This window comes from Streptomyces sp. NPDC088553 (genome assembly GCF_044752965.1).
Lineage (GTDB): Bacteria > Actinomycetota > Actinomycetes > Streptomycetales > Streptomycetaceae > Streptomyces.
In genome coordinates this window covers 841,121-867,042 of the sequence record NZ_JBIVMG010000002.1, presented here as the reverse complement: position 1 = coordinate 867,042, position 25,922 = coordinate 841,121, and the positions used below count along the sequence as shown (strand labels likewise).

Annotated in this window: 22 protein-coding genes and 1 pseudogene; 9 read left to right on the top strand and 14 right to left on the bottom strand. The window is 73.0% G+C overall.

Annotation, left to right across the window (positions count from 1 at the left end; translation table 11 throughout):
- The first annotated feature begins 21 nt into the window (after positions 1 to 21).
- A complete protein-coding gene (locus ACIP8Z_RS08825) occupies positions 22 to 630 on the top strand; it encodes a GNAT family N-acetyltransferase (RefSeq protein ID WP_402080532.1) in 609 nt (202 codons plus the stop codon).
- On the opposite strand, the gene ACIP8Z_RS08820 is transcribed toward ACIP8Z_RS08825, so the two are convergent.
- From ACIP8Z_RS08820 to ACIP8Z_RS08795, 6 genes are all read right to left on the bottom strand, one after another.
- On the bottom strand, positions 606 to 3,341 hold the full coding sequence (locus ACIP8Z_RS08820) for a fumarate reductase/succinate dehydrogenase flavoprotein subunit (protein WP_402080529.1): 2,736 nt from the start codon (positions 3,339 to 3,341) through the stop codon (positions 606 to 608). The two genes, ACIP8Z_RS08825 and ACIP8Z_RS08820, sit on opposite strands and share 25 nt — an antisense overlap.
- Positions 3,342 to 3,399: 58 nt before the next feature.
- Positions 3,400 to 4,185: an ABC transporter ATP-binding protein gene (locus tag ACIP8Z_RS08815; protein WP_402080527.1), complete on the bottom strand. Its 786-nt coding sequence runs from the start codon at positions 4,183 to 4,185 to the stop codon at positions 3,400 to 3,402.
- Entirely contained in the window at positions 4,182 to 5,090 is a 909-nt protein-coding gene (locus ACIP8Z_RS08810) for an ABC transporter permease (protein WP_402080525.1), read from the bottom strand. The genes ACIP8Z_RS08815 and ACIP8Z_RS08810 overlap by 4 nt, the downstream gene beginning before the upstream one ends.
- Positions 5,087 to 6,454 (bottom strand): ABC transporter substrate-binding protein, encoded by a 1,368-nt coding sequence (locus tag ACIP8Z_RS08805; RefSeq protein WP_402080522.1) that lies wholly within the window; start codon positions 6,452 to 6,454, stop codon positions 5,087 to 5,089. The genes ACIP8Z_RS08810 and ACIP8Z_RS08805 overlap by 4 nt, the downstream gene beginning before the upstream one ends.
- Positions 6,455 to 6,468: 14 nt before the next feature.
- Positions 6,469 to 6,696, bottom strand: coding sequence for a ferredoxin family protein (locus tag ACIP8Z_RS08800; RefSeq protein WP_030313017.1), 228 nt, complete (start codon positions 6,694 to 6,696; stop codon positions 6,469 to 6,471).
- A gap of 74 nt (positions 6,697 to 6,770) precedes the next feature.
- Positions 6,771 to 7,538 (bottom strand): GntR family transcriptional regulator, encoded by a 768-nt coding sequence (locus ACIP8Z_RS08795; protein WP_402080519.1) that lies wholly within the window; start codon positions 7,536 to 7,538, stop codon positions 6,771 to 6,773.
- A gap of 224 nt (positions 7,539 to 7,762) precedes the next feature.
- Between ACIP8Z_RS08795 and ACIP8Z_RS08790 the strand changes: the two are divergent.
- A pseudogene (locus ACIP8Z_RS08790) lies at positions 7,763 to 8,172 on the top strand (alpha/beta hydrolase); the annotation flags it as partial.
- A 29-nt stretch (positions 8,173 to 8,201) separates the two neighbouring features.
- Here the strand turns inward: ACIP8Z_RS08790 and ACIP8Z_RS08785 are convergent.
- A complete protein-coding gene (locus ACIP8Z_RS08785) occupies positions 8,202 to 9,836 on the bottom strand; it encodes an amidohydrolase (protein WP_402080516.1) in 1,635 nt (544 codons plus the stop codon).
- A 94-nt stretch (positions 9,837 to 9,930) separates the two neighbouring features.
- Here ACIP8Z_RS08785 and ACIP8Z_RS08780 point away from each other — a divergent pair, with 94 nt between their 5' ends.
- The 3 genes from ACIP8Z_RS08780 to ACIP8Z_RS08770 are packed head-to-tail and all read left to right on the top strand — an operon-like array spanning position 9,931 to position 11,644.
- Positions 9,931 to 10,653, top strand: a complete 723-nt coding sequence (locus ACIP8Z_RS08780) for a TetR/AcrR family transcriptional regulator (RefSeq protein WP_402080513.1) — start codon at positions 9,931 to 9,933, stop codon at positions 10,651 to 10,653.
- A gap of 59 nt (positions 10,654 to 10,712) precedes the next feature.
- Positions 10,713 to 11,195 carry a MarR family transcriptional regulator gene (locus tag ACIP8Z_RS08775; protein WP_319314338.1) on the top strand — a complete coding sequence of 161 codons (483 nt, stop codon included), beginning with the start codon at positions 10,713 to 10,715 and terminating at the stop codon, positions 11,193 to 11,195.
- Entirely contained in the window at positions 11,192 to 11,644 is a 453-nt protein-coding gene (locus ACIP8Z_RS08770) for a MarR family transcriptional regulator (protein WP_402080511.1), read from the top strand. Before ACIP8Z_RS08775 ends, ACIP8Z_RS08770 begins: the two co-directional genes overlap by 4 nt.
- Before the next feature lie 24 nt (positions 11,645 to 11,668).
- Here the strand turns inward: ACIP8Z_RS08770 and ACIP8Z_RS08765 are convergent, their stop codons facing one another.
- From ACIP8Z_RS08765 to ACIP8Z_RS08755, 3 genes are all read right to left on the bottom strand, one after another.
- Positions 11,669 to 12,031, bottom strand: coding sequence for a hypothetical protein (locus ACIP8Z_RS08765; protein ID WP_402080509.1), 363 nt, complete (start codon positions 12,029 to 12,031; stop codon positions 11,669 to 11,671).
- 129 nt (positions 12,032 to 12,160) lie between these two features.
- Positions 12,161 to 13,498: a hypothetical protein gene (locus tag ACIP8Z_RS08760; protein WP_402080506.1), complete on the bottom strand. Its 1,338-nt coding sequence runs from the start codon at positions 13,496 to 13,498 to the stop codon at positions 12,161 to 12,163.
- A 269-nt stretch (positions 13,499 to 13,767) separates the two neighbouring features.
- Positions 13,768 to 14,433 (bottom strand): GPP34 family phosphoprotein, encoded by a 666-nt coding sequence (locus ACIP8Z_RS08755; protein ID WP_402080503.1) that lies wholly within the window; start codon positions 14,431 to 14,433, stop codon positions 13,768 to 13,770.
- Positions 14,434 to 14,663: 230 nt separating this feature from the next.
- Here ACIP8Z_RS08755 and ACIP8Z_RS08750 point away from each other — a divergent pair, with 230 nt between their 5' ends.
- The 3 genes from ACIP8Z_RS08750 to ACIP8Z_RS08740 all read left to right on the top strand — a co-directional run bounded on the left by ACIP8Z_RS08750 (position 14,664) and on the right by ACIP8Z_RS08740 (position 18,036).
- Positions 14,664 to 15,605 (top strand): LysR substrate-binding domain-containing protein, encoded by a 942-nt coding sequence (locus ACIP8Z_RS08750; RefSeq protein ID WP_402080500.1) that lies wholly within the window; start codon positions 14,664 to 14,666, stop codon positions 15,603 to 15,605.
- Positions 15,606 to 15,740: 135 nt separating this feature from the next.
- Positions 15,741 to 17,111 carry a carbohydrate-binding protein gene (locus ACIP8Z_RS08745; protein WP_402080498.1) on the top strand — a complete coding sequence of 457 codons (1,371 nt, stop codon included), beginning with the start codon at positions 15,741 to 15,743 and terminating at the stop codon, positions 17,109 to 17,111.
- A 175-nt stretch (positions 17,112 to 17,286) separates the two neighbouring features.
- On the top strand, positions 17,287 to 18,036 hold the full coding sequence (locus ACIP8Z_RS08740) for a hypothetical protein (protein WP_402080496.1): 750 nt from the start codon (positions 17,287 to 17,289) through the stop codon (positions 18,034 to 18,036).
- Positions 18,037 to 18,058: 22 nt separating this feature from the next.
- Here the strand turns inward: ACIP8Z_RS08740 and ACIP8Z_RS08735 are convergent, their stop codons facing one another.
- The 4 genes from ACIP8Z_RS08735 to ACIP8Z_RS08720 all read right to left on the bottom strand — a co-directional run bounded on the left by ACIP8Z_RS08735 (position 18,059) and on the right by ACIP8Z_RS08720 (position 22,788).
- Positions 18,059 to 19,462 (bottom strand): GH1 family beta-glucosidase, encoded by a 1,404-nt coding sequence (locus tag ACIP8Z_RS08735; RefSeq protein ID WP_402080493.1) that lies wholly within the window; start codon positions 19,460 to 19,462, stop codon positions 18,059 to 18,061.
- A gap of 74 nt (positions 19,463 to 19,536) precedes the next feature.
- Entirely contained in the window at positions 19,537 to 20,448 is a 912-nt protein-coding gene (locus tag ACIP8Z_RS08730) for a carbohydrate ABC transporter permease (protein ID WP_402080490.1), read from the bottom strand.
- Positions 20,445 to 21,410: a carbohydrate ABC transporter permease gene (locus ACIP8Z_RS08725; protein WP_402080487.1), complete on the bottom strand. Its 966-nt coding sequence runs from the start codon at positions 21,408 to 21,410 to the stop codon at positions 20,445 to 20,447. Before ACIP8Z_RS08725 ends, ACIP8Z_RS08730 begins: the two co-directional genes overlap by 4 nt.
- Before the next feature lie 58 nt (positions 21,411 to 21,468).
- Positions 21,469 to 22,788 (bottom strand): extracellular solute-binding protein, encoded by a 1,320-nt coding sequence (locus ACIP8Z_RS08720; RefSeq protein ID WP_402080484.1) that lies wholly within the window; start codon positions 22,786 to 22,788, stop codon positions 21,469 to 21,471.
- Between the two features lie 276 nt (positions 22,789 to 23,064).
- Between ACIP8Z_RS08720 and ACIP8Z_RS08715 the strand changes: the two genes are divergently transcribed.
- Complete coding sequence (locus tag ACIP8Z_RS08715) at positions 23,065 to 25,839, top strand: glycosyl hydrolase (RefSeq protein ID WP_402080482.1); 2,775 nt, start codon at positions 23,065 to 23,067, stop codon at positions 25,837 to 25,839.
- Positions 25,840 to 25,922 lie beyond the last annotated feature (83 nt).

Below are 25,922 nucleotides of genomic sequence, written 5' to 3'. Positions count from 1 at the left end.
AGCGGGCGGTACCGTCCGGTCATGAGCAGCACGCAGCCCTCACTCCGTGAAACCCCCGGGAACCGAACGGCCTCCTCCACGCCGTCGCTCCTGCTGCGGCCCTGGACGTACGAGGACGTCGAGCCGCTCGTACGCCATCACCGTGACCCCCAGTTGCGCGCCTGGCTCGCCACCCACCTGGACACCACCCGGCAGGCACGCGCGTGGGTGGACGCCCAGAACGCGGGCTGGTCCGCCGGGACCCGGGCGGCCTTCGCGATCGTCGAGACCACGGCGGTGGGCGGCACGGCGCCGCTCGGCCACATCGCCGTCACCGGTGAGGGAGCGGCGGCCGTACGCGTCGGCTACTGGACCGCGCCGCAGGCCCGCGGGCGCCGGATCGCCTCCCGGGCACTGACCCGCGTCGCCCGCTGGGTCGCGGACGAGGACGGCCCCTTCGCCGGGCGCACCCCGGAACTCGTGCACGCCGTCGGCAACGAGGGCTCGTGCCGGACCGCCCTCGCCTGCGGCTTTCCCCTCACCGCGACGCTGCCCGCCGCCCCGCCCGGCCGGCCGCGCGCCCAGCACCTCCACACGGCGGCCGTCCCCCGGACCCCGCCCCCGGCTCAGCGCGCGGCGCGGGCCGCGTAGGCGCGTACGTCCGCGTCGGGGTCGTCCGACGCCCCGGCGAGTGCCGCACGGGCCTCAGGGTCGGCCCGGTGGACGAGGAGCGACAGGACGGCGGCCTTCCGGACGTCCGCGTTCGCGTCGGCGAGCGCCTTCGCGAGCGCGGGGACGGCCGGGTCGGCCGGGGCGGCCCGCAGCGCGGTCGCGGCGCCCGAGCGGACCTGCCAGGCCGGATCGCCGAGGGCGGCTTCGGCCCGCGTGGCGTAACCGGCCGGGCAGCCGGTTCCGGCCAGGGCGGCGAGCGCCGCGCCCCGGACCAGCGGGTCGGGGTCGTCGAGCAGCGGCCCGAGCGGCTCGGGGGCCGGATTCCGTACGGCTGCCAGACCCCGGGCCACCGCCACCCGGACCTCACGGGCCGGGTCGGCGGCCGCCACCGTCAGTTCCGCGACGGCGTCCACCGAGACCAGGGCCCGGACGGCCTGTACGCGTACCTCGACGGTCGTGTCGGCGAGCGCCCCGCCGTACAGACCGGCGTCCCCGAGCCGGAGCGCCCGCAGGACCTCCAGCGCGGCGGACCGCACGGCGGCGTCCGGCACGGCGAGCGCCTCCCGCAGAGCGGCGGCGAGCTCCGGCTCGGCGGGCAGCACCTCGACCAGCTCGCGCAGGGCGGCCGACGCGGCGGCCCGGACGAGCGGCGATCCGTCGCGCAGCCGGGCGGCGAGTACGGGGCCCGTACCGGCCGGCGCGGTCTCGCCGAGAGCCGTGACGGCGGCGGCCCGTACGGCCGGATCCTCGTCGTCCAGGTAGGGGTCGAGCGCGTCGAGATCGGGGGACTCCTCGACGAGGGAGAGGAGTTGGAGCAGCCGGGGATGGGGCGAGGCGACCGCAGGGGCCTCGACCGGGGCCGGGGCTGCCGTGTGCGGACGGGCCGCCGGGGCCGTGTCCCGGGGGCCGGCCGTGGCGACGGGGACGAGCTCCAACTCGCCGAGGTGCCGCTCGGGACCACCCGGCGGCGCGAACTCGGGCACCGGCACCAGATAGGGCTCCACCGGACGTGCCGTGAACTCCATCGCCCCCGAGGGGGACTTGCGCAGATCGAGGTGGTGGAGCCAGCCGGCGTCGTCCCGCTCCGGGTGGTCGAGCCGCTCGTGGTAGAGACCCCAGCGGGACTCGGTGCGGGCGAGCGAGGCCCGCGCGGCCATCTCGGCGCAGTCCCGGATGAACGACACCTCCGCGCACCGCATCAGCTCATGGGCCGTACGCGCCCCCATCCCGGCGATCTCCTCCGACACGCGGTCGAACGCCTCGACGGCCAGGGAGAGTTTCGCGCCGGTCTTCGGCGGCGCCACGTAGTCGTTGACGAACCGCCGCAGCTTGTACTCCACCTGGGGCTGCGGCGGACCCTCCGGATGCCGCAGCGGCCGGTAGACGAGGTCATGGGCGGCCGCGAGCTGCTCGTGGTCCAACTCCCCCTCGTAAGCGGAGTACCGGGAGGCGTCCTCACCCGCCAGATCACCGAAGACGAACGCGCCGATCATGTAGTTGTGCGGTACGGAGGCCAGGTCGCCGGCCGCGTACAGGCGCGGCACGGTCGTCCGGGCGTGGGAGTCCACCCGTACCCCCGACGCCGAATGACCGCCGCACAGGCCGATCTCCGAGATGTGCATCTCGATGTCGTGGGTCCGGTAGTCGTGCCCGCGGCCCTCGTGGAAGGTGCCGCGCGTGGGCCGCTCCGTGGTGTGCAGGATGGACTCGACGGCGCCGATGGTCTCCTCGGGGAGATGGCTCAGCTTCAGGTACACCGGGGCCCGGTCCGAGGCGAGTTCGGACGCGAACTCCGCCATCATCTGCCCCGACCAGTAGTCGGATTCCACGAACCGCTCGCCGTGCCGGTTCACCTGGTAGCCGCCGAAGGGATTGGCGACATACGCGCAGGCGGGGCCGTTGTAGTCCTTGATCAGGGGGTTGATCTGGAAGCACTCGATCCCGGTGAGCGCCGCACCCGCGTGGTACGCCATGGCGTACCCGTCGCCGGCGTTCGTCGGGTTCTCGTACGTGCCGTACAGATAGCCGGAGGCGGGCAGGCCGAGGCGACCGCAGGGGCCGGTGGCCAGGATCACGGCTCCTGCCCGGACGACGACGAACTCGCCCGTGCGGGTGTTGAACGCGGCCGCGCCGACCGCCCTGCCGTCCTCGGGGTGGGTGAGGACGCGGACCGGCATCACCCGGTTCTCGATCCGGATGCGCTCCCGCATCTCGCGCCGCCGCAACTGCCGGTAGAGGACCTTCTTGACGTCCTTGCCCTCCGGCATCGGCAGCACGTACGAACCGGACCGGTGCACCTGCCGGACCGCGTACTCGCCGTGCTCGTCCTTCTCGAACTTCACCCCGTACGACTCCAGGCGCTGGACCATGCCGAAGCCCCGGGTCGCCGTCTGCCGGACCGTCGACTGGTCCACCAGACCGTCGTTGGCGCGGGTGATCTCGGCGACGTAGTCGTCCGGCTCGGCTCGGCCCGGCACCACCGCGTTGTTGACGCCGTCCATGCCCATGGCGAGAGCGCCCGAGTGCCGGACGTGCGCCTTCTCCAGGAGCAGGACGTTCGCCCCGCGCTCGGCGGCGGTCAGCGCGGCCATCGTGCCGGCGGTGCCGCCGCCGATGACGAGCACGTCGCAGGACAGCTCGGTCGCGTCGGCGAGATCGGGCACGGTCAGGGGGACGACGGGGCTGTCCATGGGGCGCCTTTCGAGGATTCGGGGATGCTGCGCGGGGCCGCGGGTTCGTGGACGCGCGTCAGAGGGAGTCGAGGACACGGCGGCGCAGCGCGGCCGTGTCCGGCGCCCGCCGGGCGTCACGCGCGCGCGGACGCGGTACGTCCAGGACGTCGCCGGTCGCGAACAGGGCGACCCGGTCGCCGAGATGGATCGCCTCGTCGACGTCATGGGTGACGAAGACGACGGTCGCGCCCGTGCCGTGCAGGATCTCCACCAGGAGATCCTGCATCCCGGCGCGGGTGTGGGCGTCGAGCGCGCCGAACGGCTCGTCCATCAGGACGGCCCGGGGGCGGGCCGCGAGGGCGCGGGCCAGCTGGACGCGCTGCCGTTGCCCGCCGGACAGCTGGTGCGGGAGCTTGCGCGCGTGCCCGCCGAGCCCGACCCGCTCCAGCCAATCCTCGGCCGAGCGGCGCCGCTCGGCGCGGGGCACCCGCCGGATGGCGAGGGGCAGTTCGACATTGGCGCGGACCGAACGCCAGGGCAGCAGCGCGTCGTGCTGGAAGACCAGGGCACGGTCGGCGCCCGGCCGGCGGACCGGCTCCCCGTCCTGGGTGACCCGCCCCTCCAGCGGGGGCAGCAGACCGGCGAGCGTGCGCAGGAGGGTGGTCTTGCCGCAGCCCGACGGGCCGACCACGGTCAGCAGTTCGCCGGGGGCGATCCGCAGGTCCACGGGGCCGGGCACGGCGACCCCGTCGGGATGGCCGAGACGGACGCCGTGCAGGGCGAGTTCCGCACCGGCGGAGGCCGTCGGCGCCGTCGGCACGGGCGGCTTCGCGGACACGGCGGACGGGCTCACGGTGCTCATGGAACCGGCTCCTTCTCGGGGCGACGGACAGGGGAGGCGGACGCGGACGCGGGAGCGGTGGGTGCGGGCGTGCTCGCCGCGCGGGCGGGGCCGCCCGCCGGGAACCGGTCGGCCGGGCGCGGAAGCCACGCCGTGACCCGGCGGCCCAGTGCCTCGACCGCGGTGGAGGTGAGCCAGCCCAGGGCGCCGATCGTGGCCATGCCGACGAAGACTCCGGGGTAGTCGACGACCGTGTAGTCCTGCCAGGTGCGGTAGCCCACCCCGTACTCGCCGGAGATCATCTCCGCCGAGATCACACAGATCCACGAGACGCCGATGCCCACCGAGAGACCGCCGAAGATCCCCGGCAGGGCGCCCGGCAGCACCACCGAGAACAGCACCCGCGCCCGGCTCCCGCCGAGGGTGAGCACCGCCTCCTCCCACACCGGGTTCAGGGCCCGTACGGCGTGCCGGGTCGACACGAGGACGGGGAAGAGGGCCGCGGCGCAGGTGATGAAGACGATGCCCTGCTCGTTGGTGGGGAGCAGCAGGATCGCCACAGGCACCAGGGCGATGGCCGGGATCGGCCGTACCACCTCGACCAGCGGGCCCAGGATGTCAGCGGCCCACCGGGACCGGGCCACGGCGGTCCCGGCCGCCACCCCGAGGACGGCGGCGAGGAGGAAGCCGACCGCGATCCGGCGCAGACTGTGGCCGAGGTCCTGCCAGTACGCCTCGGTGCCGATCCGGTCCCCGAGGGCGGAGGCGACCTCGACGACCGTGGGGAACTGCTCGAACCGCAGCCACAGATCGACGTCGTAGGAGGTCAGCAGTTGCCAGAGCCCGAGGGCCGCGAGCGGCGAGGCCACCCGGACCAGCCGGCGACCGGCGCTCGTGGCCCCGGTCCGGCGGCTTCCCGCACTCATGACGCGAGCCTCACGGCGTCCGCGTACGGGACGACGCGCGCCCCGGCGTGCCCGGAGACGTACCGTTCGGCGGCCGAGCGGGTGACGAAGGCCCGCCACGCGGCGCCGTCCGCGACCCACACCGCACGGTCCGCGAACCACAGCGTCCCCGTCACCGCGTCCGGCACGTAGGCGGCCCGCACGGACGCACCCCTGACGGCCTTGAGGAGCGCGGCGGGGCTGTCGAAGGTACGGATCGAGCTCTGGCCCTTCAGCCACAGCTCGGACTTCGGACCGGCCGCCTTCGGAAACGCGAGGTCCGGCACCGCCCGGCGCAGCGGCGCCGGGTCGACGAACGCCTCCACGTCGACGTCCGTCACCAGACCGGCCTCCTTGAGGACCGGCACGTCCTCCTTCAGCGCGGCGATCAACTCCGGGCGGAGCGCCGGGTCGAAGGTCGCGATGCCCTGGGCGCCGTTGTAGAGGTAGACCACCTCGGCGGGCAGCCCGGTCTCCTTCGCGACCGTCTCGGCAGCGGCGACCGGCTGCTTCCGCAGATGATCCGTGGCGCGGTTCTGCGCTCGCAGGAAGGCGTCGAGGACGTCCGGACGGCGCTGGGCGAACTCCTCGCGGACGGTGACCCCGTGGAAGGTCGGCAGGTTCAGCTCGGCGCCGTCGTACAGAGCCGTCGCCTTGCCCTGGAAGGCGAGGAGACCCGGCCAGGCGACGAACTGGGACAGGGCGTCGACGCTTCCGGCCGCCAGGGCCGAAGCCCCCACGCTCGGCTGCTGGTTGAGCTTGCGGACGTCCTTCGCGGGGTCGAGCCCGGCCCGTCGCAGCGCCCGTACGAGCGTGCCGTCGGCGGCCGAGCCGACACTGGTGGACACCTTGCGGCCCTTCAGGTCCGCGAGCGACCCGAGCGGCGAACCAGGCGCGGTGACCACGGTGTTGAGGCCGCCGCGCAGGTTGTATCCGGTGACCGCCACGAGTCGCGTCGGCTCCTTGAGCTGCTTCCCGCGTGCCGCGTTGATCAGCAGCGGGAAGTCGCCCATCGAACCGATGTCGATCTTTCCCGCCGTCATCTGCGCCGTGATCGGTGCCCCGGTCGCGTAGTCCTGCCACACCACCCGGTAGGTGAGGCCGTCCTTCCGGCCCCGGTCCGCGAGCTCCTGCTCGAAGTAGCCGAGGGAACGCAGCAGCGTGCCGGCGGTGACGGTGTTGATGGTCTTCGACTGGTAGCCGACGGTCACCGTGACCGTCTTCCCGTCGGACGGGCCTCCGGCCTCTGCGCCGCCGCAGGCGGTGGCGAGGGGCAGGATGAGAGCGAGGGGGAGGGCGAGCCGGCCGGCTCCCCGGTGGAGCAGAGGAAGTCTTCCTCGGGACATGGGTGTTCGGCCTTTCACCGGAGCAGATAGGGCATGTTGACGGTGACCGCGCCGGTGGGGCAGCGGGCGGCGCAGGGGCCGCAGTACCAGCACTCGTCCACGTGCATGTACGCCTTGCCGTCCTCCTCGCGGATCGCGAGCGAGTCCAGCGGACACATGTCGACGCACAGCGTGCATCCGTCGATGCACTTCGACTCGTCGATGGTCACGGGCACGTCGGCGCGCTGGGGGACCAGAGGCATGGCTGTCTCCAGGAAAGGGGTCGGCAGGAAGGGGAGGAGCGGGAGAGGCCGAACCGGCCGGGGGAGGGAGGTGATCAGAGGGAGCGGCGCAGGACGCCGCCCATGGTGATGCGGTCGCCGCGGAACCGGATGAACTCCAGGTCCACCGGCCGCCCGTCGGGCAGACAGGTCAGCCGCTCCAGCATCAGGACGGCGGCCCCGCGCGGGGCCTGGAGCACGGCGGCGGAGTGCGCGTCGGCGTTGACGGCCTCCAGGGTGATCTCCGCGTGCCCGAGCGGGCCTCCGGTCAGCTGCTCCAGGAGCCGGAACACATCCGTGTTCTCCAGGTCGCAGCCGAGGAGTTCGCCGCCGACGTCCATCGGGAGGTAGGACAGGTCGAGGGAGAGCGGCAGTCCGTTGAGGCGGCGCAGCCGCTCGATGCAGAGCACGTCGGTGTGCTCCGGCAGCCCGAGGCGGTGGGCCACCGGCCCCGGAGCGCCGACCGGGCCCATCGTCCGGACCTCGTTGGTGACCTGCCCGTGCTCGCGCAGGGTCTCGGCGAGCCCCTGGAGCCGGTCCAGGCCGTGCGGGTACTTCTCGCACACCACCACTGTGCCGACCCTTGGCTGCCGTTCGACGATCTGCTCGCCGCGCAGCAGGTCGAGCGCCTGCCGGACGGTGTTCCGGCTGGCCCGGTAGTCGGCCGCGATCACGTCCTCCAGCGGAAGGATCCCGCCGGGGAAGCCGCCTGCCAGGATCTGATGGCGCAGCAGATCGGCGAGCTGCCGCGCCCGGTCCGCACGCAGCCGCAGACGGCGGGCGGCGGCGACGGGACGGGCGGCGGAAGCGGGTTCGGCGGGCATGGCAAGGAACGTAGCGGCGGGCCGCGCCGGATGGTGTTGCGGCAGTATTGCGCCACCTGACGTCCCGTATCCACCGCTCTGACCTGCGGCGATTCGAGGCATCGGCAGACATCCGCCACCCCGCCGCCCACCACGTGGACGCCCGGCTGCCCACCATGCGGGAAGGGTCAGCCGGCCCGGGCCTCGACCTGGACGTGCAGGGCGACGGAGAGCTGGTGGTGGAGCGCGCCGACCCGCGCGTCGACGGGGACCGGATCGCGCTCCGGATTCCTCTTCGTGGGCGGGCTCCTCACGGCGGACTGGCCGGCCGTGGCTGCGCTGCCCGGCGGCGAGCTACCCCGTTCTGGCACCGCTCCCCGGCCGGGGCGCCGTGGATTCCCGCTTCCGGCCCGCCGAAGCCGTGGGCACGGCGGACGGCCCGCCGATCGTCCTGACCCGGGCCGGACGGGAGCATTCGGCCTTCGCGGCGACGGTCGAAGAGTTCCTGACCGCCGCAGGGAAGAACGGGGCCGACGTCGAGATCGTCGACGTTCCGCACGGTCGCCACAGCTTCGAACTGGTCGACCCCACCGAGGAGTCCCGCGCGTGCGCGGAGCGGGCCGTGCGCTCCGTGATCGGGCATCTTCGGGACTGACCGGCGGCCGCTCCGGTCAACCGCCCCGCTCAGCGCGCGTACACGAGACGGCCGCCCACGTACGTGCGTTCCACCCGCGCCCCGGCGATCTCCTCCGGCGGCCCGGTCAGGATGTCGCGGTCCAGGACCACGAGGTCGGCGAGGTTCCCGGGGCGGAGGCTGCCCGCGTCGTCGTGGCCGTTCGCGTGGGCGGAGCCGGCGGTGTACGCGGCGAGGGCCGTGGGCAGGTCGAGGCGCTGCTCCGGCAGGAAGACGCGGTCGTCGGTGGTGCCGGGCTCCCGGCGGTTCACGGCGACGTGGATGCCCGCGAGCGGGTCGGGGCTGCTCACCGGCCAGTCGCTGCCCGCGACGAGGGTGGCCCCGGCCCGCACCAGATCGCCGAACGGGTATTGCCAGGCGGTGCGTTCGGGCCCCAGGAACGGGATGGTGAGTTCGTCCATCTGCGGCTCGTGGGCCGCCCAGAGCGGCTGGATGTTGGCCAGGGCGCCGAGCGCGGCGAACCGGGGGAGGTCGTCCGGGTGGACGACCTGGAGATGGGCCAGGTGGTGGCGGTTGCCGCGGCGCCCGTTGGCGGCGACCGCGGCCTCCAGCGCGTCCAGGGCCTCGCGGACGGCCCGGTCGCCGAGGGCGTGGAAGTGGACCTGGAAGTCGAGGGCGTCGAGCTCCGCCACGTACCCGCGCAGCGCCCCGGGGTCCACGAAACTGAGTCCGCTGTTGGCGGTGGCGCAGCCGCAGCCGTCCAGGTAGGGGGAGGTCATGGCGGCGGTGAAGTTCTCCGCGATGCCGTCCTGCATGATCTTCACCGAGGTCGCCCGGAACCGGCCGTGACTCAACTTCTCCCGCAGCGACACCAGTTCGGTGATCTGCTCGGACCCGCGCCGCCGGTCCCACCAGAGCGCCCCGGTCACCCGGGCGGTCAGCGAGCCGTCGCGTGCGGCGGTCGCGTAGGCGTCCGAGGGATCGGCCCGGCCGCTGAACGCGCCCAGGAGCGCGTCCTGCCAGCCGGTGACGCCGAGGGAGTGCAGCAGCTCCTGCGCGCGGAGGAGCCCCGCGAGACGGTCCGCCGGCGTGCTCGCCGGTACGAGGCGCGACACCAGCGTCATGGCGCCCTCCTGGAGCATGCCGCTGGGCGTACCGTCCGGCTCGCGCTCGATGCGGCCGTCGTCGGGGTCCGGGGTGCGGGCGGTGATCCCGGCGAGTTCGAGGGCCCTCGTGTTCGCCCAGGCGCCGTGGTGGTCCCGGTTGGACAGCAGGACCGGCCGGTCCGGGACGACGGAGTCGAGCAGCTGCCGGGTGGGCAGTCCGCCCGCGAAGCTCTCCATCGACCAGCCGCCGCCGGTGATCCACGCGTGGTCCGGGTGCGCGTCGGCGTACGCCCGGACCCGGCCGAGGTACTCCGGGACGCCGACCGTGCCCGTCAGATCGCACTCGGCCAGTTCCGAACCGCCGTACACCGCGTGGACATGGGCGTCCTGGAACCCAGGGAGCAGCAGCTTCCCGCTCAGGTCGACGACCTCGGTCCGGGGTCCGACGAGCTCCCGCACCTCGTCGTGGCCGACGGCGACGACGCGGTCGCCGGTGACCGCGAGCGCGCTCGCCCGGGTGCGGGCCGGGTCGACCGTGAAGACGGGTCCGCCGGTGAAGACCAGATCGGCCGAGGTCATGGGGGTGCTCCTGGGGGCGTGCGAGGACGGGTGCCGACGCCATGCAATCCGTACCGCCGTATACACGTCAATGGCGTTGACATAAGGTCCTGGCATGGTCGAACGCGTGGTTCCCGAAGGCAGCCGACAGCGACGCCGCCCCACCAAACAGGGCGCCGTCCTCTCGGAACGGCTCATCGTCGAGACCGCCCTGCGGCTGGTCGAGCAGCACGGCGCGGCGGCGCTCTCCGTACGGAGACTCGGTGCCGCGCTCGGCGCCGACCCCACCGCCCTCTACCGCTACTTCCGCAACACCGACGCCCTGCTCCTCGCCCTCGCGGACGAGCTCATCGGCCGGGCCCAGGAGGGCTGGACGGCCACCGGTGACTGGCGCGCGGACCTCCGCTCGATCGGGTTCCGCCTCCACGCCCGCTACCAGGCCCATCCGCAGGCCGCGCTTCTCGCGGCGCACCGGACCACGGGGCGCACCCACGAGACCCGGGTGGTCGAGAGCATCCTCGGGGTGCTGCGTACGGCCGGCTTCCCGGACGACCTCGCGGTCCGGATCTACCACGCCTTCGTCGACCAGGCCCTCGCCTTCGCCGCCCAGGACGCGGCGGCGCTCGCCCTGCCGCCCACCGCGCGGGAGAAGGAGGCGGAGGTCTGGCACGCGGTGTACGGCAGACTGCCGGCCGGCACCCACCCGCACGTCGCGGCCACGTTCCCCCTGCTCGCCGCCGACATGCGCGACAGCGGCTACCCGTTCGCGCTGGAACTCCTCCTCGCCGGGGCGGCGACGCTCAGTCCTCGCGCGCGGGCCGTGCCCGCCGGCGAGTAGGGCCGCGTGCCCGGCTAAAATAGTAGCCATGTACATAGTAGCCATGTACGGTATTGAGGGTGAGTTCAGCAACCAACGGCGCCTCGGCGGGATTTCTGGTCTGGCGCCTGTCGATGAAGTGGCGGGTGGCCGTCGACCGGGCGGTCGCGCCGCTGGGTCTGACCCATGCCCAGTACGTGGTGATGGCGTCGCTGTACGGCATGTCGCGCTCCGGCCTGAGGCCCAGTCAGCGCGGGCTCGCCGACCGGACCGGGATGGAGCCGCTGTACGTCTCCAAGCTCGCCCGCGCCCTGGAGGCGTCCGGGCTCCTGGACCGCACCCGCGACCCGGACGACCCGCGCGCCATGCAGCTGTCGCTCACCGAGCAGGGGCTCGACGTCACACGCCGGGCGATCACGGTCGTCCAGGGCCTCCTGGACCAGCTGCTCGCGCCGCTGGGGGGAAGGACCGGCCCGCGCACCCAGGAGTTCACCCGGGAACTGGCGCTCCTGCTCGACGCACCTCTGGATCCGCACACCGAGAACGACGAGGAGCCATCATGACCACCACCACCGCACCCCGCGCCGACGGCCGGGTCCTGGCCCTGGCGCACCACGCGGCACGAGCCCGCCTGGAGGGCGTCCTGACCCGTCACGGCATCACGTTCCACCAGAGCGTCACCCTCCGGGCCGTCGTGGCCGCGGGCGAGTCCATCGGCCGTGACGAGCTCGTCGGCGACGTCACCGGTTCCCTGAAGATCGACGCGTCGGTCGTGTCCGGCGTGATCGAGGAGCTGACGGCCGCGAAGGCGCTGGAGACGGACCCGGACGAGCCGGCCCGGGTACGACTCACGGACACCGGACGGCAGGTGTACGAGGTCACCTCGGCCGAATCCGCCGAGGTCTCCGCCCGCCTGTACGCCGGCATCACGGACGAGGACCTGGTGGTCACGGGCCGGGTGCTGACCCTGATCACGGAGCGCGCCGACGCCGAACTGGCCGCGGGCGCCTGAGGTTCCGTACGGCCACGGCCCGGATCACGCGGCCGGAGCCGGCGGTGAGGGCCGGTTCGCGGCCAGGGCTGCGCCGAGACTCAGGGCGGGGCATCCCAGCCGTGCCGTCAGGGTGCGCTCCTGCAGTTCCGTCAGGGGGGTCACGAACACCGCCGCGTCGGCGCGGGCCTCCTCGCACGCGGCGGCGACCTCACGGACCTTGCCGGAGCGCAGCAGGGTCCGGGACGAGAACGGCAGGGCCATCTTCGCGGCCCCGCCGTCCGAGATCCCGCGCCGCTGGACGAACCGGCCCACGATCCGCGCGCCGCGCGCGGCCAGTTCTGTGGCGGCCGAGTCCATGAGAGCGTCGAAGGTCTTCTCCTTCGCGGAGAAGCAACCGACCAGCACGACACGAGTTCCGGCGACCGAAGTCGGCCTCGCCGGCGGCGCGGGGGCCGGTCCCGTGGTGCGGCGGGCCGGACGCCGGTCGTGTCCTCGGGGCCGGTTCTCGTGCCGGCGCATGGCCGCCTCCGTGCGTCACGGGTGGGAGAACACGCCCACCATCCGGGTGTCCGGGTTGCTGCTCATCCCGACGATCGCGCCCCCGTCGGCGCGGTTGGCACGCGCGTGCGTGCCCGCGTACCCCTCGTCGGTGAGGAAGACGCCGAGCGCCGCGATCCAGTCGTCGACCTCGCCGGTCGCGGGATCGTACACCGGCTCCGGGCGCGGTACGACGCGCTCCTGCGCCACGTAACCGCCCCGCTCGACGGCGACGCGCACCGCCTTGTCCCACTCCGCGTCCGCGCACTCCCAGCCGACGAAGGTGTCCAGCCCGCCGTACCCGGCGCCCGGTTTGAGGATGAGCTGTTCCCGCCGCTCCCGGCAGAGGTCGACGAGCTCGGCGGGAACGGCGGAGTGGAGCGTGCGGCTCCACGGCAGGACCCGGTCGACGAGGGCCAGCTCGGCGGCGTCGAACGACCCGCGCCGGCGGGGGTCGGTGAGCAGCGCGAGGGCGCTCTTGTTCGAGTAGAGGCCGCTCTCCAGCGACGTGAACAGGATGGTCCGGCCGGCCTGGTGGGCGCGGAAGAACGGTTCCGCCACGTCGGGCCCCGCCGGGTCGTCGAGCAGTTGACTCGCGGCGAAGTTCCGCAGGACCAGGTCCAGCGGGGTGCCGTCCAGGGTGAGTTTGCCGTCGGGCCGGGTGCGGACGTCGGCGATCTCCCCGATCCGCACGTCGATGCCCTGCTCGGCCATCGCCTCGACCGTGGCCCGCATCAGCATTCCGTACGGGGCGATGCCGCCGTGCCCCTCGATCAGCCCGACCACCGGGTCCCCGTCCCCGGACAGCGCCGGCCTGGCGCGGTCGCGCAGGACGGCGGCCGTCCGCGCGGCGATGTCCACGTGGTCGAGCCGGTGCACGCGCGCGAAGTCCGCGAAGTCGGGCACCCGCAGCAGCCCTTGGTTGAACACGGCCATGTCCACGCCACCGACCTCGCTGCCGAGGTTGAACTCCAGGAGCTTGTACGCGGTGCCGTCGTGATAGGCGTCGGCGCGGCCGAACTTGGCCGGGACACCGGAGCCGCCCCGGCGGAGCAGCGCGGCGAGCGGGGGATCGATCCCGACCTCGGCCGCGTACCGGTCGACGTCCCCGTCGAAGAGCCGGAGCGGCAGGGACACGAGGAGCTCGAAGAGCCCCTCCAGGTCCCGCGCGAAGGCGGCCGTCTCGGGCGCGCTGACGAACCAGGGACGGGGCAGCAGATGCGCGCGCCACGCCTCCTCGAAGGCCGGCGGCAGCTCCGCCCGTGCCACGGCCTCGGCGAGCCCGTGGTTCCCGCCCAGGCACTCGTCCACGTATATCCGGCTCAGATCGGTCATCTGCGTCGCTCGCTTCCCTGAAGGAATCGGGTACGTGATCGGAAAGGCGAGCAGACTACCGCGCGGCACACGACGGGCCGCTCACAGCGCGGCCGCAGGGCACAGCGCAGCCGCCGCGCACGGCGGACCGCACCCGCCTCGCCCGCGTTAGCGGAACGTGAGTGGGACGTGAGTGGCGGAAGAGAGAGTGGTGGCGGACCGGGGCGGGCCGTGGGGGCCTGCCCCGGTCCGCACTCCGCACCGCGTCGAGCAGCACCCCCCGCGCCCGTTCAGCTGGTGACCGCCACCACCGTGGCCGTGGTGACCACGAGCATCGCGGCCTGCATGTCCCGGATCGCCCGGCGCACGCTCTCCGCGGCCCACTCGCCGGCCGTGAGCTCCTCCAGACGCGCCGCGACCTCCTTGCGGGGTATGTCCGGGAACGCGAGGCGGTGGAGCTTGGCGCCGTGGATCAGGGCGAGGAGGCCCGTGGTGCGGGCGCTGTGGGTCGGGCCGGTGGCGAGGACCGTGTGCAGTCTCGCCCTCAGCTCGCGTTCGACGGAGCCGTCCGCCTCCGGGTAGCGGGCGACGGGGAAGAGGCCCATCACCCGCTGCCGCTCCTCACGCACCAGGCCGCGCTCACGGAGGCTCTCGACCGTGGCCTTCACGGCCTTGGACTGGTCCTTGGTCAGCCACTCGGTGACCTTCGGGGCCCTGCCCTTCTTCGCGCACCACGCGCCGATCTGCCGCAGCCGCTCGTCCAGCAGAGGCACCTCGGTGGGCGTCGCGTCCGTCACCCGCAGCCGCCCGTCGTCGACCGACACGCGCCCCGCCAGCACCAGATCGAGCAGGATGCCACCCGCGACCGCCCATGCGGCGGTCTGCCGCTCCTTCGCGACCCCGGACACGTCGTCCAGGGACAGCAGCATGATCTCCTCCGCGAGCGTGACCGCCACCCCGTACCCCCTGCTTTCCGCATGCGCCGTTCCGCATGCGCGCGTGTGCGGTGCCACGAGACGGTCGACCGTCCCCCGGCACCCTTCGCCCCTGAGGACGATCGGAGCGCCGGTGCGGTTCCCGCCGACGAGCCGCCGCCCGCTGTGACCTGCGTCGTTCCGTGTACATGGCGGAAGTCGGGCCGTGCTTTGGTCTGGACCGCAGCGGGTCGGCGCGTCAAGCTCTCGCTATGGACTTGGAGCTGAGGCACCTCAAGACGATCCGGGCCATCGCCGACGCGGGGAGCCTCACACGCGCCGCGACCGCGCTCGGGCTCGCCCAGCCGGCGCTCAGCGCTCAGCTCAAGCGGATCGAACGGGCCCTGGGCGGCGCCCTGTTCGAGCGGGGGCGGGAGGGCGTACGGGCCACGGCGCTCGGTGACCTGGTGCTCGAACGGGCGCGGGTGGTGCTGCCCGCCGTCCGCGAGCTGCAGGAGGAGGCGGTGCGGTTCGCCCGGGGCGGGACGGAGGAGGGCTACCGGCTCGGCGGCACCCACGGGCCGCTGCTCGGCGGCCTGGTCGACCGGATCGCGCGCGACGACCCCGGCGCCCCCGTCACCACGTACATCTCGTGGTCGGAGCGCGAGATCGCCGGCGGGGTCGCCGACGGCCGCCTGGACTTCGCCCTCGTCGGCGTCTGCGGCGAGAGCGGTCCGCCCGAGGCGGGCCGACTGGCCTGGACCGAGGTCGCCCGCGACCCGGTGTACGTGATGCTGGCCGCCGACCACCCGCTGGCGCCCCGCGCCGAGATCGACCTGGCCGAACTGGCGGCGGAGGCCTGGACCGACGTGCCGGGCGACGGCTGCTTCGGCGACTGTTTCGCCGCCGCGTGCGTACGGGCCGGGTTCACCCCGGCCTGTGTGTACGAGACGGACACCGCCTCCTGTGTCCATCTGGTGCAGGTCGGCCGGGCCGTCGGACTGTGCCGGGCCACCTTCCCCGTCACCCCGGGCCTCGTCACCCGGCCCCTCGCCGGCGCCCCGCTCGTGTGGCGGCACCTGCTCGGCTGGCACCCCGAGGGCCGCGCGGCCTCCCGGTCCGCCACCGTCCTCGGCCACACCCGGGCCGCCCACGCCGAGGCGCTGGCGACCAGCGCGGGCCGGCTGCGCACCGGGGTGGCACCCCCGGCATAACGCCGTGGCAGGGGCCGACTGCCAACTCCCGTCCTCTCGTCGCGATCCCTACGGTTCCAGCAGATCCCCCACCGCGATCCGAGACCGGGGAACCGAGATCCCCGAACCGCGATCCGAGAACCGAGGAGACTCCCCATGCTCCGACGACACGCCCGTGCGGCGTGTACCGCCCTCGTCGCCGCCGGAATGGCGCTGGCCGGACTCCAGGCCGGCTCCGCCGCCGCGGCCCCGGACGCCCGGGACCCGCACCGCGCCCCGACCGTCAGGACCGCCGCCCAGGCACTCGGCGCCGACTCCGCCCGTCCCGAGCTGCTCGACGCCATGCGGCGCGACCTGGGACTCACCCACTCCCAGGCCCGGGCCCGCCTCGCCAACGAGGCCGAGGCGGGCGCCACCGCCGCCCGGCTCCGCCAGGGCCTCGGCGGCGCCTTCGCCGGAGCGTGGGTGGACGGTGCCGAGGCCGGCACCCTGACCGTGGCCACCACCCGCGCCGCCGACACCGCCGCGATACGGGCCACGGGTGCGCGGGCCCGGCTCGTGACGCACAGTCTGACCGCCCTGGAACGCGCCAAGCAGCGTCTCGACCGGTCCGCGGGCACCGACGCGCCCGTCCGCTACGTCGACGTCCGCGCCAACGTCCTGGTCGTGGAGGAGACCAGGGCGGGTGCCGGGGCACGGCTCGTGCGGGCCACCGGCGTGCCGCGCGAGCTGGTGCGCGTCGTCCGCGCCGGCCAGGCACCCCGCCCGCTGTACGACATCCGGGGCGGCGACGCGTACTACATGGGCGGCGGCGGCCGCTGCTCGGTCGGCTTCCCGGTGACGCGGGGCACCACCCAGGGCTTCGCCACCGCCGGTCACTGCGGCCGGGCGGGCACCACCACCAGCGGGTTCAACCAGGTGGCGCAGGGCAGCTTCCAGGGCTCGGTCTTCCCCGGCAACGACATGGCCTGGGTCGCCGCCAACACCAACTGGACCGCCACCCCGTACGTCAAGGGCGCCGGCGGGGCGAGCGTCCAGGTGACCGGCTCGGTGCTGCAGCCCGTCGGCTCCTCCGTGTGCCGCTCCGGCTCGACCACCGGCTGGCACTGCGGCACCGTGCAGCAGCACAACACGAGCGTCACCTACCCCGAGGGCACCATCTCCGGGGTGACCCGTACGACCGTCTGTGCCGAGCCCGGCGACTCCGGCGGCTCGTACATCTCCGGCAGCCAGGCCCAGGGCGTCACATCCGGCGGTTCCGGGAACTGCTCCAGCGGCGGCACCACCTTCTTCCAGCCACTGAATCCGCTGCTCCAGAACTACGGGCTGACGCTGAGGACCACCGGCACCGACCCGGGCCCCGGGCCGGGCGAGCCGGAGCCGGGTGGCACCTGGACGGCCGGAAAGGTCTACGCGGCAGGGGACGTCGTCACCTACGGCGGCGCGAGCTACCGCTGCCTCCAGGGCCACCAGGCCCAGGCGGGCTGGCAGCCGCCGAACGTCCCGGCGCTGTGGCAGCGCCTGTGACCCTGGCCGAATAGTGACCGGGGGTGCCGTGGACCCGAGGGGGGTGTCGCGGCACCCCCCTCGGGTACGCCGTAGGATCACCGCGATCTTGATCAACAACCTTGGTCGACGTTCACGGTCAACTACAGAGTGCCGTCCTCGGAACGGCACGTGCGCCTCGCGGGGGAGTCGGCACATGAGCAGGTTTCGGGCAGTTGTGGCCTCGGTCGTTCTGGCCTCGTCCGTGGCGGTGACGCTGACGGGCTGCGGCTCCTCCGAACCCGCGGACACCAAGGGTTCGACGGGACCGTCATCGGCCGGGAAGACGTCGGAGGGCCGGACCTCCACCGGCGGCGGGGAGGGCGGGGCCGCCCCGGCCACCGAGAAGCTCGCCGCCGACCCCGGCACCCGCTACACGGCCATCGCCGTGCCCGAACTGGAAGGACTCGTCTGCGACGAGGGCGACGGCGGCTTCCACTACGGCAGCGGCCTCGACATCAGCGTCACCGGAGACGACGACCTCAAGGAGATCGAGGGCGACAGCCAGGACCTCGCCGACGAGGTGTCCTGCTTCGGCAGCCCGCGCAACGTCCTCCGCAAGGGCACCATGTCGGCGTCGGCGCCCATGTTCACCGCCAGGACCCACCTGTACGAGAGCGTGCCCGACCCCACCGCCGCGCTGAACAGCATCTACGACGCGTCCGTGGACCAGGCCACGGACGACGGCCGCAACTTCACCGGCGAGCCCCGGACCGCCACCAGCAGCGGCCTCGTCGTGAAGTGCCGGCAGAACGTCACCGACACCTTCCCGATGACCACCTGCTTCTGGGCGAACTACGGCGCGGCCGGCGTCGTGGACTTCTTCCCGGCGGACTCGCAGTACATCCCCGTCGACTCGGCCGTCCCGTGGACCCGGGCCTTCGTCGCCGGCGCGCTGCGGAAGTAGCCGGCCGGGGCCGGCCCGCCCGTCAGGCCTCGGCCAGGCCCCCGCGCGCGATGACCTCCGCGTACCAGCGCGCGCTGTCCTTCAGCGTCCGCCGCTGCGTGGCGAAGTCCACGTGCACGATGCCGAACCGCTTGCTGTAGCCGTACGCCCACTCGAAGTTGTCCAGGAGCGACCACAGGAAATACCCCCGGACGTCCGCCCCGTCCGCGAGCGCGCGGTGCACCGCCGCCAGATGCGCGTGGAGGTACGCCACCCGCTCCGGGTCCTTCACGTTGCCCGAGGGGTCGGCGTAGTCGTCGTACGCCGCACCGTTCTCGGTGATCACCAGCGGTACGTCCGGCAGCTCGTCCCGCAGCCGGATCAGCAGCTCGTGCAGCCCGTTCGCGTCCACCGGCCAGTCCATCGCCGTCCGCGGCCCCGGGGCCGGCTCGAACCGGACGTGCCGCTCCGCGCCCGCCCACGGAGAGGGCGACTCCGAGCTGCCCGCCCCGACGACCGAGGGGGAGTAGTAGTTGATGCCGAGCGAATCGATCGGCGCGGCCGCCGCCGCCAGATCGCCGTCCCCCACGAAGGACCAGTCCGTGACCGACCCCGTGTCGCGGACCAGGTCCTCCGGGAGCCGGCCGTGGAAGACGGGGTCGAGGAAGACACGGTTGCCGACCGCGTCGATCCGGCGCGCCGCGTCCAGATCCTCCGGCGCCTGCGAACAGGGACGTACCGCGTGGAGGTTGAGGGTCAGCGACACCTCGGACGCGCCGGGCAGCGCCCCGCGCAGGGTGCGCGCCGCGAGCCCGTGCGCCAGGTTCAGGTGGTGGGCTGCGCGGAGCGAGGCCAGGGCGCTGGTGCGGCCCGGGGCGTGCACGCCGTTGCCGTAGCCGAGGAAGGCCGCGCACCAGGGCTCGTTGAGCGTGGTCCAGGTCGCCACCCGGTCGCCGAGGGCGTCCGCCATGATGGCCGCGTACTCGGCGAACCGGTACGAGGTGTCCCGCTGCGGCCAGCCGCCGGCGTCCTCCAGCTCCTGGGGGAGGTCCCAGTGGTAGAGCGTCGCCACCGGGCGGATCCCGGCGTCGAGGAGACGGTCGACGAGCCGCCGGTAGAAGTCCAGACCCTTGCGCACGGCGGGGCCGCGCCCGGTGGGCTGCACCCGGGGCCAGGCGATCGAGAAGCGGTAGTCGGTCACGCCGAGCCGCCGCATCAACTCGACGTCCTCGTCGACCCGGTGGTAGTGGTCGGCGGCGATGTCACCGGTGTCGCCGTTGCGCACCTTGCCGGGCGTACGGCTGAAGGTGTCCCAGATGGAAGGCGTGCGGCCGTCCTCCTCCGCCGCCCCCTCGATCTGGTAGGCGGCCGTGGCGGTGCCCCAGCGGAAGCCCTCGGGGAAGCGGAGGACGGTCGTCGTGTCGGTACGGGCGTCGAGCGCGGTCATGGGATGGGAACTCCCTGGAGTGAGAGGTCTGGGGGATGGGGGAGGCGGCGACAGTGGGCGAGGGGGCGGAGTGGTCAGCCCTTGACGGCGCCCTGCATGATGCCGCCGACGATCTGCCGGCCCAGCAGGCCGAAGACCAGGAGCACCGGCAGGGTGCCGAGCAGCGTGCCCGCCATGATCACGGACTGGTCGTGGACGTATCCGCCGCCGAGCTGGCGCAGGGCGACCTGGACCGTGGGCTCGGAGGAGGTGAGGGCGACGACCGGCCAGAAGAAGTCGTTCCAGGCGGCCATGAAGGTCAGCAGGCCCAGGACGGCCATACCGGGCCGGGCGATCGGCACCACGATCGACCAGAAGATGCGGGCGGTGGACGCGCCGTCGACCCGTGCCGCCTCGATCAGCTCGTCCGGCAGCGTCTGCACCAGGTACTGGCGCATGAAGAACACCCCGAACGCGGACACCAGGCCCGGCAGGATCACCGCCTGGAGCTGGTTCACCCAGCCCAGTTCGGCGATCAGCATGAACAGCGGGATCACGCCCAGCTGCGGCGGGATCATCATGGTGCCGATCGTGATCGCCAGAAGGGCGCCGCGGCCCCGGAAGCGGAGCTTGGCGAAGGCGAACCCGGCGAGCGTGCAGCACAGCACGGTGCCGAGGGTGATCGAACCGCTCACGATGAGGGAGTTGAGCAGGGCCTTGCCGATGTCCGCCTCTTCGAGGACCGCCTCGAAGTTGCGGATCAGGTTCGGGCCCGGCAGCAGCGTCGGCGGAACCTTCGCCAGGTCGGCGTTGGAACGGCTCGCCGCGACGATCGTCCAGTAGAAGGGGAACGCGGAGAAGAGGACGGCGACGACGAGGATCCCGTACGCGAGCGGCCCCGCGTGCAGGGTGCGGCCGGCCCGCGAGGGGCCGCGGGCCGCGGTGGAACCGGGCGTGCGGCCGGCCCGGGAGGGGTCTCGCGTCACGGTGGAACCGGGCGCGGTCATCGGCCGGCCTCCTTGCGGGAACGGCGGCGCGCGACCAGGGCGTTGACCCCGACGAGCACCACGATGAGCAGGAACATCACCCAGGCGATGGCGGCGGCCCGGCCCAGATGGAAGAAGCCCCAGCCCTGCTCGTACATGTACAGGCCGAGCGTCTGGTACTGGTGCGAGATGCCGCCCGAGATGGACCCTTCGAGCAGCAGCGGCTCGCCGAACAGCTGGGTCGCGCCGATCGTCGACACGATGACGGTGAACAGGATCGTGGGCCGCAGCCCCGGCAGTGTGACGTGGAAGAACTGGCGCCACCGCGAGGCCCCGTCCATCGCGGCGGCCTCGTACAGCTCATGGGGGATCGACTGCATGCCTGCCAGGTAGATCAGCGCGTTGTAACCGGTCCAGCGCCAGATGACGACCGTCGACACGGCGATCTGCGAGGCGACCGTGCCGTTCTGCCAGTCGACGGGGTCGATGCCGACCAGGCCGAGCGCGTAGTTGATCAGACCGAAGTCCCGGCCGAAGAGCTGGGCGAAGACGAGGGTGGCGGCCGCCACCGACGTCGCGTACGGCAGGAGGACCGCGGTCCGCAGGAAGGTGCGGCCGCGCATCTTGTAGTTCAGCAGATGTGCGAGCCCGAGGGCCATGACGAGCTGCGGCACGGTGGAGAGCACACCGATGGTGAACGTGTTGCGCAGCGAGAGCCAGAAGTACTCGTCGCCGAACAGCGCGGTGTAGTTGCCGAGGCCGCGCCACTCCATGTCGCCGGGCGTCTGGAGCTCCACCCGGTAGAGCGAGACGAACGCCGTGTAGAGCAGTGGGAAGAGACCGAAGGCGACGAACAGGGTGAAGAACGGGGCGATGTAGGCGTACGGCGAGAACGACTGCCAGGTCCGCCGGGCGGACCCCCGCCGCGCGGGCGGCGGGACCGGCTTCGGCGGGGCCGGCGTCTCGGGTGCGGTGAGGGTCACGGCGCGGCCCTTCGGAGGAGTGGAGGAGACGGGGAGAGGAGGGAACCGGCGGCGGAGGTCAGCCGACGGTGTTCGCCACGCCCTTCTGCGCGTTCGACCAGGCCTTCTCCGGCGAGGTCCCCTTCCGCTCGACCTCGCTCAGCGCGTTCGTGATCTGCTGCGCGATGTTCTGGTCGTGCACGCCGAGCACCTGCACCGGGGCCGCCTTCGCCGCGTCACCGAAGATCTGCCCGATGGGGGCGTCGGAGAAGAACGGGTCCTTCGCGCCGGCGACCTTCTCGATCGCGCCCGTGGCGGAGGGGAAGTTGCCCTGCTTCTGGAAGAGCTTCGTCTGCTGCTCGGGCGCGGTGAGCCACTTCACCAGCTCGTACGCCTCCTTCTTGTGCTTCGCCGCCTTCGGCACCGCCAGGTAGGAGCCGCCCCAGTTGCCGGCGCCGCCGGGGAGCGTGGCGACGTCCCACTTGCCCTTGCCGGCCTCACCGGCCTGGCCCTTGATGTAGCCGAGCATCCACGCGGGGCACGGGATGGTGGCGAAGGAACCGGCCGCGAAGGCCTGGTTCCACTGCGGGGACCACTGGTCGAGCTTGGCGCTCAGCCCGTCCTGGGCCGCCTGGACGGAGTGGTCCCAGGCGGTGCGCAGGGCGGGGTTCTCCTCCCAGATCAGCTTTCCGGAGGCGTCGTAGTACCGCTCCTTCTCCTGCCCGATCATGATCGAGTAGAGGCTGCCGACGCTGTCGAGCCAGGCGCTCTTGCCGGGGGCCTTCGCCTTGTACTGCTTTCCGAGGGCCAGGTAGCCGTCCCAGGTGGACCACTTCTTGGCGAGCTCCGCGCGGTCGGTGGGGAGCCCGGCCTGCTTGAAGAGGTCGGTGCGGTAGCACATCGCCTCCGGGCCGACGTCGGTGCCGAGGCCGAGGACCTCGCCGCCCCTGCCGCTCGCCGCGGCCCACTTCGCCGGGGCGAACTGGTCCTTGAGGGAGTCCGCGCCGTACTTCCTGAGGTCCTCGAACCGGTCGGCCTGCTGCTGGGTGACGGAGGCGATCCGGCCCACCTCGATGCCCTGGACGTCGGCGAGGCCGGCGCCACCGGCGAGCCGGGTCTGGAGGGACTTCCAGTAGTCGGCCTCGTCCTCGGTGTCCGTCTGCTTGATGGTGACTCCGGGGTGGAGCTTCTCGTACTCGGCGTAGAGCCCCGCCTCCTTGTATCCGAAGGAGCCGAACAGGTCGACGGTGAGGGTGACCTCGCCTCCCGCGCCATCGGTGGACGTGTCGTCCGACGCACCTCCACAGGCGGCGAGCAGGGCCCCGGTGAGCGCGACCGCCCCCAGACGGACGACGGCTCTCCTGGCGGTGGTCGTGACGGCGGCTCGGGCGATGGGCATGGGAAGCCTCCCTTGGCTCCGGAACGAGCGAGAGCGACTGAGAGCGCTCTCAAGCGTGCGGGGGGAGCGTGCCTGTGGTGGAGCCCATCCGTCAAGGCTCGAAGGCGTAACGGACGGGAAGGGCCGTCAAGTCCGGCCTGTGTTCAATCTCTTGACACACGTGTTTCGGCGGTTTTACGTTTCCGGCGTCTTGAGAGCGCTCTCACGATTCTCGCGTCCTTTCCCCGCGCATCCCCTCCGTGCCCCACTCGTCGCGAACGACATGAGGTGCCGTACATGCCAGCCCCCCGCACAAGGCCGGCCGCCGCGCTGGTCCTGGTCTCCGCCCTCGCCGCCGTGGGACTCGGCCCCGCCGCCGCCCCCGCGGCAGCGGCCACCGTCCCCACGGGCGCCGGAAGCTACTCCGACACCCGCCCCGCCGGAACCTCCGGCCCCACCACCAACACCGGCGCCCCGGTCACCCCCAAGGTCACCGCCGCCGCCCAGGGCAAGCCGGTCCCCACCAACGACTGGTGGTCCTCCCTCGCCTTCCAGCGCTACGGGGACAACCCGTACTCCACTCCCATGTACGGCCACCCGCTGACCTACCAGGCCGTCGCCGGCGGCCTCGAACTGGGCTACCCGACCACCCCCGCCATCGTCGGCGACGGGCGCCAGTACGAGTTCGCCCACAAGGCCGACCTCACCCTCGGCCTCACCGGGCTGAACTCGCCCGACACCAGGGCCGACGCCTGGTCCGACTGGACCGTCACCCCCTACTGGTCCGACGGCGCCCGCACCCTGCGCACCACCATCGGCCACGGCATGCCCTTCGTGTACGCCAAGGGCACCGGCGGCGACGCCAGGATCACCACCGCCGGTACGCCCGCCGTCTTCGCCGACCAGGGCAACGTCCTCGGCATCACCGTCGCGGGCCACCACTACGCCCTCTTCGCGCCCAGTGGCACCGACTGGACCGTCTCCGGCTCCAGCATCACCGCCGGGCTCGGTGGCAAGGACTACTTCTCCGTCGCCGTCCTGCCCTCCACCGACGCGCTCGCGACCTACCGGAAGTACGCCTACAGCTTCGTCACCGGATCCACCGTGAACTGGAGCTACGACGCCGGCACCGTCCGCGCCACCTACACCCTCACCACCGAGGCGAAGGAGGGCACCGAGCGCGGCACCCTCCAGGCGCTCTACCGCCACCAGTGGCTGAACACCACCGACCCGCTCACCCCGTACACCTACGTCTCGCCCCGCGGCACCATGAAGGTCCGGGAGTCGGCCTCCTTCACCACCGGTCAGAAGGCGGCCGCCACCCTGCCCGGACTGCCGGGCGGCGGCGTCGACCCCGCCCGCCTGCGCGGCTATCTGAACGAGGTCGCGAACTCCGCCGACCCCTTCTCCGGGGCCGTCGACACCTACTGGACCGGCAAGGCGCTCGGCAAACTCGCCCAACTGGTCCCGCTCGCCGACCAGATCGGCGAGACCGCGCTCCGCGACAAGCTCCTCGGTCAGATCAAGGGCCGGCTCCAGGACTGGTTCACGGCCGGCGGCGCCAACGAGTTCTCGTACGACACGGCCTGGAAGACCCTCACCGGCTACCCGGCCTCGTACGGCAGCGACACCGAACTCAACGACCACCACTTCCACTACGGCTACTACGTGTACGCCGCGGCGATCGTCGCCCAGTACGACGCGGGCTGGGCGGCGGACTCCGCCTGGGGCGCGATGGTGAAGACCCTGGTCCGGGACACCGCCAACCCCAGCCGCACCGACACCGCCTTCCCGTTCCTCCGCGGCTTCGACGTCTACGCCGGACACAGCTGGGCCAGCGGACACCAGGGCTTCGCCGCCGGCAACAACCAGGAGTCCTCCTCCGAGTCGACCAATCTCAGCGCCGCGCTCGTCCTCTGGGGATCGGCCACCGGAAACACCCAGCTCCGCGACCTCGGGACGTACTTGCTCACCACCGAGGGCGAGGCCATCGCCCAGTACTGGTTCGACGCCGACCAGCAGGTCTTCCCCGGCGCCTTCCAGCACGACACCGCGGGCATGGTCTGGGGCAGCGGAGCCGCCTACGCCACCTGGTGGACCGCCAACCCCGAGGAGATCCACGGCATCAACGTCCTCCCGGTGACCGGCGGTTCACTCCACCTCGGCGGCCACAAGGACGCCGTCCGCCGCAACATCGCCGAGATGGAACGGGAGAACCCCGGCCCGGCCGTCGAATGGCGCGACATCCTCTGGGAGTTCCAGTCCTTCGCCGACCCGGCCGCAGCCAAGGCCAAGTGGGACGCGGGCAACGCCGGTTACACCCCGGAGGCGGGCGAGTCCAAGGCGCACACCTACCACTGGCTCACCGCACTCGACACGCTCGGCGCCCCCGACGTGACGGTCACCGGATCCATCCCCACCTCCGCCGTCTTCACCAAGGGCACCACCCGGACGTACGTGGCCCACAACCACGGCGCCACGGCCCGGACCGTCACCTTCTCCGACGGCAAGTCCCTCTCGGTGCCCGCACGTTCCACCGCCACCGGCACGGGGGCGGGCGGCACCGATCCCGGCCCGGACCCGGAGCCGTCCACCGGCAACACCTTCCAGCTCCGCACGGGCGGCGCGCTCACCACGGCCACCGGCGCCACGGCGGGCAGCGACACCATTCTCTCCGCGCAGGGCGGCAACCACGACGGCACCCCCAACCGGCCGGTCGTCTACGAGGCCAGGGGAGTCAACGGCACGCTGAGGTCGGGCGGTTCCACTGCCTTCCGCCTCCAGATCGACGCCGGCACGGCCGTCGGCCTCGGCCAGCAGGCCCGGATCAGCTACGACCTCACCGGTGACGGGACCTTCGAACGGACGGAGACGTACCACTACTTCGCCACCGACCCGGTGACCGGCTGGGAGGAGTACGCCCAGTCCCGCGGCCTCAAGTCCGCCACCGGAACACTCGGCAACCTGAGTGGCGGCACAGTGCGACTGGAGGTCTGGAGCGCGATCGGCAACGGCGACTCGCGCGTCCAGACGGGCACGGACCGGTCGGTGGTGGTCATCCCCTTCGACTGACCCCCTTCGACCGACCGTCCGAGCCGCCAGGCACGGAGCGGCGGGCCGGGTTCCTCCTCACCCGGCCCGCCGTCCCGTGTGCG

What these genes read in the sequence shown, in the direction of transcription:
- ACIP8Z_RS08820 (WP_402080529.1), bottom strand. Translation starts at nt 3,341, where the DNA reads ATGGACAGCCCCGTCGTCCCCCTGACCGTGCCCGATCTCGCCGACGCG.
- ACIP8Z_RS08785 (WP_402080516.1), bottom strand. Translation starts at nt 9,836, where the DNA reads ATGACCTCGGCCGATCTGGTCTTCACCGGCGGACCCGTCTTCACGGTC.
- ACIP8Z_RS08810 (WP_402080525.1), bottom strand. Translation starts at nt 5,090, where the DNA reads ATGAGTGCGGGAAGCCGCCGGACCGGGGCCACGAGCGCCGGTCGCCGG.
- ACIP8Z_RS08780 (WP_402080513.1), top strand. Translation starts at nt 9,931, where the DNA reads ATGGTCGAACGCGTGGTTCCCGAAGGCAGCCGACAGCGACGCCGCCCC.
- ACIP8Z_RS08740 (WP_402080496.1), top strand. Translation starts at nt 17,287, where the DNA reads ATGAGCAGGTTTCGGGCAGTTGTGGCCTCGGTCGTTCTGGCCTCGTCC.
- ACIP8Z_RS08735 (WP_402080493.1), bottom strand. Translation starts at nt 19,462, where the DNA reads ATGACCGCGCTCGACGCCCGTACCGACACGACGACCGTCCTCCGCTTC.
- ACIP8Z_RS08745 (WP_402080498.1), top strand. Translation starts at nt 15,741, where the DNA reads ATGCTCCGACGACACGCCCGTGCGGCGTGTACCGCCCTCGTCGCCGCC.
- ACIP8Z_RS08715 (WP_402080482.1), top strand. Translation starts at nt 23,065, where the DNA reads ATGCCAGCCCCCCGCACAAGGCCGGCCGCCGCGCTGGTCCTGGTCTCC.
- ACIP8Z_RS08750 (WP_402080500.1), top strand. Translation starts at nt 14,664, where the DNA reads ATGGACTTGGAGCTGAGGCACCTCAAGACGATCCGGGCCATCGCCGAC.
- ACIP8Z_RS08795 (WP_402080519.1), bottom strand. Translation starts at nt 7,538, where the DNA reads ATGCCCGCCGAACCCGCTTCCGCCGCCCGTCCCGTCGCCGCCGCCCGC.
- ACIP8Z_RS08760 (WP_402080506.1), bottom strand. Translation starts at nt 13,498, where the DNA reads ATGACCGATCTGAGCCGGATATACGTGGACGAGTGCCTGGGCGGGAAC.
- ACIP8Z_RS08770 (WP_402080511.1), top strand. Translation starts at nt 11,192, where the DNA reads ATGACCACCACCACCGCACCCCGCGCCGACGGCCGGGTCCTGGCCCTG.
- ACIP8Z_RS08720 (WP_402080484.1), bottom strand. Translation starts at nt 22,788, where the DNA reads ATGCCCATCGCCCGAGCCGCCGTCACGACCACCGCCAGGAGAGCCGTC.
- ACIP8Z_RS08825 (WP_402080532.1), top strand. Translation starts at nt 22, where the DNA reads ATGAGCAGCACGCAGCCCTCACTCCGTGAAACCCCCGGGAACCGAACG.
- ACIP8Z_RS08800 (WP_030313017.1), bottom strand. Translation starts at nt 6,696, where the DNA reads ATGCCTCTGGTCCCCCAGCGCGCCGACGTGCCCGTGACCATCGACGAG.
- ACIP8Z_RS08805 (WP_402080522.1), bottom strand. Translation starts at nt 6,454, where the DNA reads ATGTCCCGAGGAAGACTTCCTCTGCTCCACCGGGGAGCCGGCCGGCTC.
- ACIP8Z_RS08730 (WP_402080490.1), bottom strand. Translation starts at nt 20,448, where the DNA reads ATGACCGCGCCCGGTTCCACCGTGACGCGAGACCCCTCCCGGGCCGGC.
- ACIP8Z_RS08815 (WP_402080527.1), bottom strand. Translation starts at nt 4,185, where the DNA reads ATGAGCACCGTGAGCCCGTCCGCCGTGTCCGCGAAGCCGCCCGTGCCG.